Here is a 12,700-nt window from a genome sequence, read left to right as displayed (position 1 = left end):
ACCATATGCGAAGGCCGATCAGGCGGGAAAGTCGCGGACCGGAGAGCCGTGCATGAGCAGGCGGTCTCTGCGCCTTGCGGCCGCCTTTGCCGTGCTCGCGCTGGCCGGGGCGGCGCTGATCGGTGGCTGGTATCTCAGCACACGCAACCTGCCGGCACCCGAGACGCCGCCGGCCCCGCAGCCGGCGGTGACCGCCGAGGGGCCGCGCTTCACCCGCATCGCCTTCGGCGACCTGCCCGGCTGGGACGACGACGACCAGTCGGCTGCACTCGGCGCTTTCCAGATCTCGTGCCGGATCATCCTGCGCCGGCCGGTGGCGGCGCCGCTCGACCGCGGCGGGCGCTTCGGCACCGTCGGCCATTGGCGCGATGTCTGCGGGGCCGCGGTGGATCTGCCGCTGGACGATGCCGGCGCGGCCCGTGCCTTCTTCGAGCGCCATTTCAACGCCTGGCAGGTGGCGAAGCCCGATGGCGACACCAACGGCTTGTTCACCGGCTATTACGAGCCGGAACTGGCCGGATCGCTGACCCCCGACACCCGGCACGACGTGCCGCTCTACCGCCTGCCCGAGGATCTGGTGGTGGCGGATCTGGGCGCCTTCGACGATGCGCTGGACGGTCGCCGTCTGGTCGGGCGGGTGGCGGACGGGCGGTTTGCCCCCTATTACGACCGCGCGGCGATCGCCGACGGCGTGCTCGACGGCCGCGGGCTGGAACTGCTCTGGGTCGACGACCCGGTCGATGCCTTCTTCCTGCAGATCCAGGGCTCGGGCCGGGTTCGGCTGCCCGACGGACGGGTGCTGCGAGTGGGCTATGCCGGGGCCAATGGCCGGCCCTATCGCTCGATCGGCAAGGTGCTGATCGATCAGGGTGAGATGAAGCCCGAAGAGGTGTCGCTGCAGAGCCTGCGCACCTGGCTGGCCGCCCATCCCGACCGGATGGTCTCGATCCTGGATCAGAACCCGTCCTATGTGTTCTTCCGGCTTCTGGACGATGACGGGCCGCTGGGCGCCATGGGCGCGGTGCTGAGCCCGGGCCGGTCGCTGGCGGTCGACCGGTCGATGCTGCCGCTGGGGGCGCCGGTCTGGTTGGATGCCAGCTATCCGGCAGGTGTCGGCGCGCTTTCGGAAACGCCGCTCCGGCGGCTGATGATCGCGCAGGATACCGGCGGCGCGATCAAGGGGGCGGTGCGCGGCGATGTGTTCTGGGGTCCGGGCGATTTCGCGGAGCTGGTCGCCGGGCGGATGAAGGAACGCGGCAGCTATGCCGTGCTGCTGCCGCTCGCCATCGATCCGTCGACCGTACCGGCCCCGGAGACGGCCGCAGCGGGCGGTTGAGCGCCCGGAGGTGAGCGGCAGGCTTGCCTCCGCGGCCACATCGCCCCATCCTCGTCCGCAAATGCCGGCCGGCCCCGCAGACGCGCGGGCCTGTCCGAAGCTTCAGAAGGACGAGCGACGGTGAATACCCCAAGCGAGACGGCGGCAAAGCCCGCCCGTGCGCGCGAACCGGCCACGGTCGGCCTGTTCGCGACCTGTCTGGTGGATCTGTTCCGGCCGAGCGTGGGGTTCGCCACGGCGAAGCTGCTGGAAGAGGCCGGCTGCCGGGTGGTGGTGCCCGACAGCCAGACCTGTTGCGGCCAGCCGGCCTTCAATTCGGGCGACCGGGCCGATGCTCGTGCGATCGCGCGCGAGGTGATCGCGACCTTCGAGCCCTTCGACTATGTGGTCGTGCCGTCGGGATCCTGCGGCGGCATGATCTCGCACCACTATCCCGAGCTGCTGCGCGACGATCCGGACTGGGGGCCGCGGGCCCGCCGGCTGGCGGCGAAGACCTATGAACTGATGGCCTTCCTGGTCGATGTCCGCGGCATGGAGGGGGTGAAGGCGAGGCTGGATGCCACCGTCACCTATCACGACAGCTGTTCGGGCCTGCGCGAGCTGGGGGTGAAGGCACAGCCGCGCAAGCTGCTGGGCACCGTCGAGGGGCTGACCCTGAACGAGCTGCCGGGGGCCGAGGAATGCTGCGGCTTCGGCGGCACCTTCTGCGTGAAATACCCGGAAATCTCGGGCCGTATGGTCTCCAACAAGGTGGCGGATATCCGCGCCACCAATGCCGATCTGCTGCTGGCTGGCGATATGGGCTGCCTGCTGAACATGGCCGGGCGGCTGAAGCGCGAGGGCTCCACCATCCAGGTCCGCCACGTGGCCGAGGTTCTGGCCGACATGACCGACACCGCAGCCATCGGCGACACCGCCGTCGGCGCGGACCGGCGCTGAGCGGGAGGGCGATCCGATGGAGGCGACCAGTCACCGCTTCAAGGACAATGTCCACGACGCCCTGGGCGATGCCAATCTTCAGGCCTCGCTCGCCAAGATCCGCTCGGGCTTCGTGCCCAAGCGGGCGGCCGCCGCGGCGGCCCTGCCCGAGTTCGAGACGCTGCGCGACCAGGCGCGCGACATCAAGAACCATGTGCTCGGCCATCTCGACATCTATCTGGAGCGCTTCGCCGAGGCGGTGGAGGCCCGGGGCGGCAAGGTCCATTGGGCCGAGACCGCGGCCGATGCCCGGCGGATCATTCTGGAACTGGCGCGCGCCGGCAATGCCCGGACCGTCACCAAGTCGAAATCGATGGTGACGGAAGAGATCGCGCTCAACGATGCGCTGGAAAAGGCCGGAATCGAGCCGATCGAGACCGATCTGGGCGAGTACATCATCCAGCTGGCCAAGGAGCCGCCGAGCCACATCATCGCGCCGGCGATCCACAAGACCAAGGAACAGGTGGCAGAGCTGTTCCTGCGCCATCACGGCCGCTATGGCAAGACCCGCCGCCTGACCGAGCCGACCGACATGGTCCGCGAGGCGCGCGAAGTGCTGCGCCAGAAATATCTGGACGCCGATGTCGGCATCACCGGCGCCAATTTCCTGGTCGCCGAGACCGGATCGATCATCCTGGTGACCAATGAAGGCAATGCCGACCTGACCCTGTCGCTGCCCAAGCGCCATATCGTGCTGGCCGGCATCGAGAAGCTGGTCCCGACGCTGGAAGACGCCTCGACCATGCTGAGAGTGCTGGCACGGTCGGCCACGGGGCAGGAATTCTCGTCCTATACCACGCTGGTCACCGGGCCGAAGCGCGAGGGCGATCTGGACGGGCCCGAGGAATTCCATGTGGTGCTGCTGGACAACGGCCGCTCGGGCATGGTGGGCACCGAATTCCAGGACATGCTGCGCTGCATCCGCTGTGGCGCCTGCATGAACCACTGCCCGGTCTATGGCACCGTCGGTGGCCATGCCTATGGCTGGGTCTATCCGGGTCCGATGGGGGCGGTGCTGACCCCGGCGCTGATCGGCGTGGAAGAGGCGGGCCACCTGCCCAATGCCTCGACCTTCTGCGGGCGCTGCGAACAGGTCTGCCCGGTGCGGATCCCGCTGCCGCGGATGATGCGCGCCTGGCGGACCCGGGAATTCGAACGCCATCTCAGCCCCGCCTCGCAGCGCTGGGGGCTTGGGGTCTGGGCCTGGTTCGCAAAACGGCCCCGGGCCTATCGCCTCGTTACGCGCACCGCGGCCGCCCTGCTCGGGCGGATGGGCCGGTCTCAGGGTCGGCTGAAGCGGCTGCCGCTCGCCGGGGGCTGGACCCGTGTCCGCGACATGCCGGCGCCCGAAGGCCGCAGCTTCGTGGCCGCCTGGAAGGCCGACGGCCGCCCGACCGAGGCGCCGGGGGATGCCACCGCCCGCCGCCATCGTGGGTCAGCGAAGGAGCAGGGCCGATGACCATGTCTCATGGCGACGATGCCCGAGCCCGCATTCTGGGCGCCGTGCGCGCCGGCATCCGCCGCGATCCGGCGAACGAGGCCGAGGCCCGGGCCCGCGTTGCCGCCCGGATCGAGGCCCACCGCCCCAACACCATCCCGGCCCGGGCCGATCTGGACCCGGCCGGCCGGGTGTCGCTGTTCATCGACCAGCTGCAGAAGGTGGCGGGCACGGTGACCCGGGTCGCCCGGCTGGACGAGGTGCCGGCGGCGGTGGTCGACTACATGGCCGCCTGCAACCTGCCGATGGCGGCCGGCCGGGCGCCCGACCCGCTGCTCGACCGGATCGACTGGGCGGGGGCGGCACCGCTGCTGACCCTGCGCGCCGGCCCGGCCGAGGCGGCCGACGAGGTCTCGGTGACCAGCGCCTTTGCCGGCATCGCCGAAACCGGCACGCTGGCCCTGGCATCGGGGCCCGAGCATCCGACCACGCTGAATTTCCTGCCCGAGACCCATATCGTGGTGCTGCCCGCCTCACGCGTGGAACGCGCCTACGAGGATGTCTGGGCCAGGCTGCGCACCGAACGCGGTGCCCCGCCGCGTACCTTCAACCTGATCACCGGCCCCAGCCGCACCGGCGACATCGAGCAGCAGATCGAGCTTGGTGCCCACGGACCGCGGCGGCTGCATGTGGTGATCGTCGACGAGGTCTGACCCTGCCCATGCCCGCACGTCCTCCCCGAACCGGCGACCAGGACGCGCTTCGGCCCGATCCCGAGGCCGAGGCGCGGTTGTTCGAACGGGCGATGCGCTCGGAAGACGTCGCCGAACGCTCGTCGCTGCGCGGCCCCGATCTGCCCTCGGTTCATGCAACCGCGGCGGCGGGGGACGACCAGGGCGTGGCACCCGCCACCCGCCGGCGCGCGGCCGCCGTGCCGCCCCCCGCCCCGCAGGCCAGGCCGGTGCCGCGTTCCGCCCGCGGCATCAGCCGGGGGGAGCTGGACCTGTTCGGCTCGGCGATGAGCGATGTGAAACCGTTGTCGGGCCATGCGCCGGTGGTGCCACCCCCACCGCCCCCACCCCCTCCGGTGCCGGAACTGCCGGCGGCGGCGATGGCGGCTTCTCTCCCCGCGCCGGCAGGGCGGCGGCCGACGGCGCCCGAACCGCTTCAGGCGCTGACCGGCAAGGCCTTCGACGGGCTGGACCGGCGCAGCCAGGCCCGGCTGCGCCGAGGCGCCATGCCGGTGGAGGCGATGCTGGACCTTCACGGCCATGGCCGCGAGGTCGCCCGCGGCATGCTGGTCGATTTCATTGCCCGGTCCCATGCCCGCGGCCTGCGCTGCGTGCTGGTGATCACCGGCAAGGGAGGGCCCAGGCCGCAGCCGGTGGTGCGCCGCCGCGGCATGGCCGTACCCGAGACCCCCGAGCCGCCGCGCGAGCCCTGGGCGACGAACCCGGCCGGCGTGATCCGCAGCGAGCTGCCGCGCTGGCTGAACGAGCCCGAGACCCGGTCGAAGGTGCTGGCCTTCACCCAGGCCCGGCAGATGCATGGCGGCTTCGGCGCCGCCTATATCCTGCTTAAACGCGAGCGGTGACACCCTTCGGAGAGCGCCTGCGCCAGCTTCGGGCCGCGCGCGGGATCAGCCAGAAGCAGATGGCCCGCGACCTTGAGATCTCCAATGCCTATCTCTCGGCGCTGGAACACGGCCGGCGCGGCGTGCCGACCCGGTCGCTGCTGATCCAGATCTGCACCTATTTCAACATCATCTGGGACGAGGCCGAGGAGCTGGAGCGGCTGGCCGGGCTGTCCGATCCGAAGGTGACGGTTGAGACCGGCGGCCTGGACCCCCGGGCCACCCGATTGGCCAATCTGGTGGCGCAACGGATCGCCACGCTGGACGGTCCCACCCTCGACCGCCTGCTCGCCATCCTCGACGTGGCGCGCCCCGGCGGTCAGACTGATCGTGGTCGGACCGGCGAGCGGCCGGCCGACCCTGCTGACTGATCGGAGGATGTTCCGCCCATGGTTGCCCCCTTCCCTGCCCGTATCGCCGTCGTCGGCAGCCTGAATGCCGATCGGGTGATCCGCCTGGACCGGCCCATCGTCTCGGGTGGACGGCCGCGGGGCGTGGATGAAGGCCCGCGCATCGGCGGGTCCGGCGCCAATGTCGGCACTGCGCTCGCCCTTGCCGGCCATCACCCGGCGCTGATCACCCGCGTGGCCCATGATGCGCTGGGCGACCGGCTGGTGGCGGATGTGACCGCCTGCGGGCTGGATGTCTCCAGGCTCGACCGCAATCTCGACCACTCGCCCGAGACCATGCTGCTGCTGGATCCCGAAGGCGAGCGGACCATCCTGAAGATCGGCCATCATCTGGCCTGGGTGCCGCCGGAAAGCGTGCTCGACGGCATGGATGCCCTGTTCCTGAACAGCCGCAACCCCGAGGCTGGCCGGCTGCTGGTGGCCGCCGCCGAACGCGGCCTGCCGGCGATCGCCCAGATCCCGCCGGCCGAACATGAACCGACCCTGCCGGCCGGCAGCTGGCCGGCGCGGGTCTTCGTGGCCTCGATCGACGATCTGGCGCCGGCCGCGGCGGCCGATCCGCTCGCCGCTGCACGGCGACTTGCCGGCGACCGGCTGGAGTGGGTGGTGGTCACCCACGGCGCCGAGGGGTCGGAAGCTTTTGCCGCCGACGGCCGGAAGATCAGCTGCCCGGCCCGGAAGGTCGACCATGTGATCGACACCACCGGCGCCGGCGACGCCTTTGCCGGCGGGCTGACCGACGCCTGGCTGCGCGGGCTGGAGATGGGTCAGGCGCTGGCGCGGGGCAGTGCCTTCGGCGCCCGGGCGGTGCAGACCGAAGGCAGCGTGCTCAAATCCCTTCCCGCGGACTGAGTGTGCCCCGCGGACTGATCCTGACGCGCGTCAGGATCAGCAGGGCGGCGGCGGCCAGCACCAGGGTGGCCGCGAGGAAAACCCCCGGGGCGCCGTTCAGATCGAAGATGACCCCGCCCGCGGCCGCACCGGTGGCGATGGCGAGCTGGATGGCGGCCACGATCAGTCCGCCGCCGCTTTCGGCCTCGTCCGGGGCCGCCCGGGTCAGCCAGGTTGACCAGGCGACCGGCACCGCGCCGAAGGCCATGCCCCAGAGCGCCAGCATCACCGCATCGCCGAAGACGGTGCCGCCGGCCAGCACCAGCCCCAGGCCCAGCACGACCATCAGCGCCGGCATGGCCACCAGCACCGCCTTCAGGTTGCGGGCGATGGCCGGCCCCGCAAGGCCGGTGCCGAGGAAGTTGGCAAGGCCGAAGCCGAGCAGGATGGCCGACACGCCCTGGATGCCCACGCCTGTCACCGTCTCCAGGAAGGGTCGGACATAGGTGAAGACGGCGAAATGGCCGGTGAAGACCATCAGCACCGCGATCATCCCGGCACCGACCCGGGGCCGGCGCAGCACCAGCACCAGCGTGCCGAGCCGGGTGGTGGCCGAGGCGGCCATGCGCGGCAGGGTGGCGAACTGGACCAGGAAGGCCGCGAGGCCGAGAACGGCCGCCATCAGGAAGACCGCCCGCCAGCCCAGCTGATCGCCCAGGAAACTGCCGAGCGGTGCCGCGGCGACGGTGGCGGCCGAGACGCCGCCGAAGACCATCGACAGCGCCCGGGGGATCGCCGCTTCCGGCACCAGCCGCATCACGGTGGCGGTGGACATGGCCCAGAACCCGCCCAATGCCACGCCCAGCACCAGCCGGGCCGCAATCAGCACGGGCAGGCTTGAGGCAACGGCCGCGAGCAGGTTGGAGGCGACGAGCAGGCCCGAGAAGCCGAGCAGCACCACCCGCCGGTCCAGCCCGCGGGTTGCGGCCGGCATCAGCAGGCTGGCGAGGAGGCCGATGGCGGCGGTGGCGGTGACCGCCTGCCCGGCCAGGCCTTCGGTGACGCCCAGATCGGCGGCCATGGGGGTGAGCAGGCTGGCGGGCAGGAATTCCGCCGTCACCAGCCCGAAAACGCCGAGCGCCATGGAAAACACGGCCCCCCAGGCGGGGGCGGCGCTGCCCGGCCGGCCGGCCGTCGCGACAGCCTCGTTCATCATCTGATCCTCGTGGACGGAAGGAGGAGGGAGGGGGTGGAAGGGGGAGAGGTTGGAGGAGGAGAGCGGAAGGTAGGCTGGACTCTCCGGACGATCCATGCCATCTGATCCGGAAGCTTTGATCGAAAGTCCGGAACCATGGCCGAACCTCTGTCCGACCCGATGAGCGAGCTGCTGATGGGCATGCGGCTCGACGGCATCCGCTATCGGCGGATCCAGATTGCCCCTCCGCGCGGGGTGCGGTTCGGGCCGCCGGAGAAAGACCTCTCCGAGGATGGCGGCCGCGAAGAAGGGCGGGCGCAGTTCCATTTCGTCGCCCGCGGCGAGGTCTTCCTGCAAAGCCCCTCGGGCGAGCTGCTGCGGCTGGGGCCCGGCGATGCGGCCCTGCTGCCCCGCGGCGGCATCCATGCTCTGCTCTCCGATCCCGGCCAGCCCGGACAGGATCTCGACGATTTCGCCGCCCGGACGCTCTGTGCGCAGGTGGAGGCGGTGCGCGCCTGCGATGCAGAGTGCTGCCCCATGACCGGTGCCGTGGTGTTCAGCGGCTGCATGAGCTTCGATCTGGGCGGCATGCAGCCGCTGGTCGCGTTGATGCCCGAGGTGATGTCGGTCGCCACCCTGATCGACCGCACGCCCGAAATCCTGCCGATGCTGGAGGCGATGGAGCGCGAGGCCTGCGCCGAACGCGCCGGCTTTGCCGCGATCCTGGCGCGGCTGGCCGATGTGGTTGCGGCCTCGATCCTGCGCGGCTGGGTGGAGAACGGCTGCGGCGAAGCCTCGGGCTGGGTGCAGGCGCTGCGCGATCCGCGCCTGGGCCGGGCGCTGGCGGCCCTGCATCGCGACCCCGGCCGCGACTGGACGGTGGCGGAGCTGGCCGGCCTTGCCGGCGCCTCGCGCTCGGTCTTCGCCGAACGCTTCCTGGCCGCCACCGGCACCACGCCGCTGCGCTATCTGGCCGGCCTGCGCATGCGCCTCGCCACCCGCTGGATCGGCCGCGACCGGCTGCCGATCGACATCGTCGCCGACCGGCTGGGCTATGCCTCGCAGGCGGCATTCAGCCGGGCGTTCAAGCGGGTGACGGGGCAGTCGCCGGGGGCGGTGCGGAGCACGCCGTCGGCGGCATAGCCTCTCTCCAATTATTTGATAAACAAAAATTTAAATCTTACAGTTGAATATCATCGAATGAACTTGATGTTCTCGACCTGTTCACGGAAACTGCGCTCTCGTAGATCCTGAGGGGGAGGCGAGCTTGGACTCGATCGAGGCGGCTGCCGACGCCGTTCTGCGCAATGCACCCCAGTTCAGTTCGGTGGAGACCGCCACCATCGTCATGACCGCGGCGACCATCGTGCTTGGGGCGGTGGCGCTGTTCGGTGCCACCTATATTACTCGCAAGGCGGCACGCCAGGCGGAGATGGTTGCCGAGAAGGGCCTGGGCAGCGCCGTCAGGGCCTATCTTGACGGTCCCGAATTCCAGGCGCGCATGGCGGCTCTGATCGACCGCGGAATCGCGGGGGTTGCCTCGGCCAATGTCGTTGCCGCAGAAGAACAGAGACCGGGCGCGCCCGGACCTCAGGAGACCACGTCGGATGATTGAAGATGCCGTGCGGGAGTGGCCTGCCGCCTTGGATGCGCCGGTCACTGCGGACGTGGCGGTGCCCGACGTCGTGTCCCGCCATCAACAGTCGGCACCGGTCAAGATCGTTGCGCTGGCACGGGATCTTGGGCTGCGGGTCTGGACCGAGCCCTTGCCGGAGTCGCTTTCGGGCAAGCTGGTGCGGGATGCCGAACGGGGCGGCCCCTCGGGCTGGGCGATCGTGGTCAATGCGCGGCATGTCAAAGTCCGCCGCCGTTTCACCATTGCCCATGAAATCGCGCATTTCCTGCTGCATCGAGACGTCGCCACAGGGGGTGTTCAGGATGATGCCTTCTATCGCAGCCATCTCTCAGGGGCGATCGAAACCGAGGCCAACCGTTTCGCGGCGCAGCTGCTGATGCCCTGGCCGTTGATCCGGGCACTCAACAGCGAGGGCGTGACGGAGATCCGCGATCTGGCGGCCCGGCTGGAGGTCTCTGAAACCGCCATGCGCATCCGCCTGGGCCTGCCCACCTGAGGGGCGCCATCTGCGACGATGGGTCGCATGATGCAAAAGCCCTGTGCGCAGGACGCGAGCCGGTGTAGCGTCATCGGATGCAGCATCGCCGGGTGTCATATCCTCATCGGAGCACGGGGCCGCGCGGTCGGCTTCGGGAGCGGCTGCGCCGGGCGGGGCTGCTCACGGGCGCGCTCGCCTTCCTGTTCCAGATGATGATCTGGTCGGTCTATGCCCCGGCCATGGCCTTCGGGCTGCTGACGCCGATCTGCACCGCCGAAGGCGTGCGGCTGGTTCTGGCCGATCAGGTCGGGGACGACTGGCCCGCAGACACGGATGCCGATGGCCGGCCCGATCAGGCGCTGCCTTCGGCCGATGATTGCCCGCTCTGCCTGCTGGTGCAGGGCAGTTCCACGCCACCGCTGCCGATCATGGCGCCTGCCCCCAGGCTGGTGCGGCTCCACGATGCCCCCCCTCTTCCCGGCGGGCTGATCGCGGCCGGCTGGTATCTGGCCACCCTTAAGGCCAGGGCACCCCCGATCGGGGCCTGATCCGACCTTCAAGAGCTGCCCCTGTCGGCCACCTGCCCGGTGGCTGGACGGGGCGTCCGGTCCGGCAGGCCCCTGGCTGCGCGTCCATCCGCGCCCGGGCCGCCGGCTGCCCGCCCGCTTTCGGATCCGCACCCCATGACCCGACCCGCCGCATCCGTGCTGCGCGGCCGGCTGCCGCTTGCCGGCACCGCCGCCGCCACCCTTCTGCTGGGCATCACCGTCCAGCCCGTTCCTGCCCATGCCGAAGAGACCGACGCCCCCGGAGCGGAAGCAAAATCCGCCCCGATCAGCCGGCTTGAGGCGATCACCGTCACCGCCACCCGCACCGAAGCCTCGGCCTTCGATCTGCCGGCCTCCGTCAGCCAGATCGACCGCACGGCGCTGGATGATGCCCAGGCGGCTGACCTCACCATCCTGCGCCGCCTGCCCAATGTCGACATGGGCGGCGGCCCGCGCCCTGCGGCGCAGAACCCGTCGATCCGCGGCTTCATCGGCCCGCGGATCATCCTGTCGGTCGACGGGGTGCGGCGGAACAACGAGGGCGGCGTGTTCTCGCCGCTGCTGATCGATCCCGACATGATCGGCGCCATCGACGTGGTGCGCGGCCCGGTTTCCGCCAGCTATGGCAGCGGCGGGTTGGGCGGCGTGATGGCGATCCGCACCCTGGAGCCCGAGGATCTTCTGGCGCCGGGGGAAACCACCGGCGGCCGGGCGAGCCTGGGCTGGCGGAGCGGCAATCACGCCTTTTCAAGCCATGTGGCCGGCACGACCCGCACGACGGATGGCGACCTGCTGGCGGCGCTGACCTATCGCAGCACCGACAACATCCGCACCGGCACCGGTGACAAGCTGGAGAACGAGGGCGATCTGCTCTCGGGTCTGTTCAAGGGCGGGCTCGACCTTGGCCCCGACCATCGGATCGACATCTCGTATCAGCGTTTCGACGATGATCTGACCGGGCCGAACAATCCCGGCGGCAGCGCCCTCTTCCCCTATGCGCAGCTGCTGGAGCGTCGCCAGGACCAGTATTCCGGCCGCTGGTCCTTCGCCGACCCGGATCGCAGCTGGCTGGACGGCAGCCTGCAGCTCTATTACACGAAACTGCGTTTCGACACGACGAGCCGTGAAAACCCGCCACTCGACGCCACCTCGACCGAGACCGAGACCCGCGGCCTGTCGCTTCAGAACACCAGCCGGTTCGAGACCGGGGCGGCGCTGGCGCATAAGCTGACCTATGGCGTCGACCATTATGTCGACACCAACACCAACCGCACGGCGGGCTCGACGAATGTGGTGCTGCCGGATGGCGATCTGACCGCCACCGGTGTCTTCATCCAGGACGAGCTGACGATCTTCGAGGACTGGACCCTGATCGGGGCCCTGCGGCACGACCGCTATGAAATCGACCCGGAAGGCCAGGCATCCTCGTCCCATGACCGGCTGTCGCCCAAGGTGGCGCTGCACTGGCAGGCAACCCCGGTGCTGGGCCTGTTCGTCGGCTATGGCGAGGCCTTCCGCGCGCCGACCCTGGCCGAGATGTATCCGAACCTGACCGCCACCCGGGCGCTGTTCAACTTCATCCCCAACCCGGAACTTCAGCCTGAGACCGCGCATACCACCGAAGCCGGTTTCACCCTCGCCTTCGACGATCTGGCCTTGCCGGGCGATGCGCTGCGCTTCAAGGCGACCGTGTTCCATGAACGGGTCGACGATCTGATCGACAGCCAGGTGGTCGGCACCTTCACCCGCACAGCGCCCTTTTCCGGCACCGGGTTGATCTTCCAGCGCCGCAACGTCGCCGAAGCGAAACGCCGCGGCATCGAGGCCGAGGCCAGCTATCAGGCGGGACCCGTCGATGTCTCGCTCGCCTATTCGAAGCTGCGGTCCAAGGATGCCGATACCGGCGCCCAGCTCTATGCGCCGCCGGACAAGGTCGCGGCCGGGATCGGCTATGCGGTGAACCAGGACTGGCGGGTCTGGTATGCCGGCATCTATGCGGCGGCCCAGGATTACGACTCGACCCCGCTCCGCCGGCGCAGCGGCTATGCGGTGCATGATCTGGGGGTGGCCTTCGATCGCGACTGGTACCGGCTGGACGTAGCGGTGACCAACCTCTTCGACGAGGCCTATGTCACCTATCGCCAGTCGCTGGCCGAGACCTATGCCTATGAAGAAGGCCGCAGCGTCAATCTGCGCCTGACGGCACGGTTCTGAGGC

At 70.0% G+C, this 12,700-nt stretch carries 13 protein-coding genes; 12 read left to right on the top strand and 1 reads right to left on the bottom strand.

Translation table 11 applies throughout. The features are described 5' to 3' along the window. The first annotated feature begins 52 nt into the window (after nt 1-52). The 7 genes from TMO_RS17055 (at nt 53) to TMO_RS17025 (ending at nt 6,647) form a co-directional block, all read left to right on the top strand. On the top strand, nt 53-1,336 hold the full coding sequence (locus tag TMO_RS17055; protein WP_014746900.1) for a murein transglycosylase A: 1,284 nt from the start codon (nt 53-55) through the stop codon (nt 1,334-1,336). 120 nt (nt 1,337-1,456) lie between these two features. Then, entirely contained in the window at nt 1,457-2,275 is an 819-nt protein-coding gene (locus TMO_RS17050; RefSeq protein WP_014746899.1) for a (Fe-S)-binding protein, read from the top strand. Nucleotides 2,276-2,291: 16 nt separating this feature from the next. Beyond that, on the top strand, nt 2,292-3,773 hold the full coding sequence (locus tag TMO_RS17045; protein ID WP_014746898.1) for a LutB/LldF family L-lactate oxidation iron-sulfur protein: 1,482 nt from the start codon (nt 2,292-2,294) through the stop codon (nt 3,771-3,773). After that, on the top strand, nt 3,770-4,465 hold the full coding sequence (locus TMO_RS17040; RefSeq protein ID WP_014746897.1) for a LutC/YkgG family protein: 696 nt from the start codon (nt 3,770-3,772) through the stop codon (nt 4,463-4,465). The genes TMO_RS17045 and TMO_RS17040 overlap by 4 nt, the downstream gene beginning before the upstream one ends. Before the next feature lie 8 nt (nt 4,466-4,473). Further along, nucleotides 4,474-5,346 carry a Smr/MutS family protein gene (locus TMO_RS29635; protein ID WP_014746896.1) on the top strand — a complete coding sequence of 291 codons (873 nt, stop codon included), beginning with the start codon at nt 4,474-4,476 and terminating at the stop codon, nt 5,344-5,346. Further along, nucleotides 5,343-5,756, top strand: coding sequence for a helix-turn-helix domain-containing protein (locus tag TMO_RS17030; RefSeq protein WP_014746895.1), 414 nt, complete (start codon nt 5,343-5,345; stop codon nt 5,754-5,756). Before TMO_RS29635 ends, TMO_RS17030 begins: the two co-directional genes overlap by 4 nt. A gap of 18 nt (nt 5,757-5,774) precedes the next feature. Beyond that, on the top strand, nt 5,775-6,647 hold the full coding sequence (locus TMO_RS17025) for a carbohydrate kinase family protein (protein WP_014746894.1): 873 nt from the start codon (nt 5,775-5,777) through the stop codon (nt 6,645-6,647). Here TMO_RS17025 and TMO_RS17020 read toward each other — a convergent pair. Next, nucleotides 6,625-7,839, bottom strand: a complete 1,215-nt coding sequence (locus TMO_RS17020) for an MFS transporter (RefSeq protein ID WP_014746893.1) — start codon at nt 7,837-7,839, stop codon at nt 6,625-6,627. The two genes, TMO_RS17025 and TMO_RS17020, sit on opposite strands and share 23 nt — an antisense overlap. 138 nt (nt 7,840-7,977) lie before the next feature. On the opposite strand from TMO_RS17020, the gene TMO_RS17015 reads away from it, so the two are divergent. From TMO_RS17015 to TMO_RS16995, 5 genes are all read left to right on the top strand, one after another. Beyond that, a complete protein-coding gene (locus TMO_RS17015) occupies nt 7,978-8,964 on the top strand; it encodes an AraC family transcriptional regulator (protein ID WP_014746892.1) in 987 nt (328 codons plus the stop codon). 124 nt (nt 8,965-9,088) lie between these two features. Further along, nucleotides 9,089-9,436 carry a hypothetical protein gene (locus TMO_RS17010; RefSeq protein WP_014746891.1) on the top strand — a complete coding sequence of 116 codons (348 nt, stop codon included), beginning with the start codon at nt 9,089-9,091 and terminating at the stop codon, nt 9,434-9,436. Continuing rightward, a complete protein-coding gene (locus tag TMO_RS17005; RefSeq protein WP_014746890.1) occupies nt 9,429-9,953 on the top strand; it encodes an ImmA/IrrE family metallo-endopeptidase in 525 nt (174 codons plus the stop codon). The genes TMO_RS17010 and TMO_RS17005 overlap by 8 nt, the downstream gene beginning before the upstream one ends. A gap of 92 nt (nt 9,954-10,045) precedes the next feature. Further along, the gene (locus TMO_RS17000; RefSeq protein ID WP_187297793.1) at nt 10,046-10,483 is read left to right on the top strand and encodes a DUF2946 family protein; all 438 of its coding nucleotides are present in this window, start codon (nt 10,046-10,048) and stop codon (nt 10,481-10,483) included. A gap of 135 nt (nt 10,484-10,618) precedes the next feature. Then, nucleotides 10,619-12,697, top strand: coding sequence for a TonB-dependent hemoglobin/transferrin/lactoferrin family receptor (locus TMO_RS16995; protein ID WP_014746888.1), 2,079 nt, complete (start codon nt 10,619-10,621; stop codon nt 12,695-12,697). Nucleotides 12,698-12,700 lie beyond the last annotated feature (3 nt).

Origin of the sequence: Tistrella mobilis KA081020-065 (genome assembly GCF_000264455.2) — a bacterium.
Classification (GTDB): Bacteria; Pseudomonadota; Alphaproteobacteria; order Tistrellales; family Tistrellaceae; genus Tistrella; species Tistrella mobilis.
The sequence above is the reverse complement of the archived record's forward strand: the minus strand, read 5'-3'. Positions and strand labels throughout refer to the sequence as shown.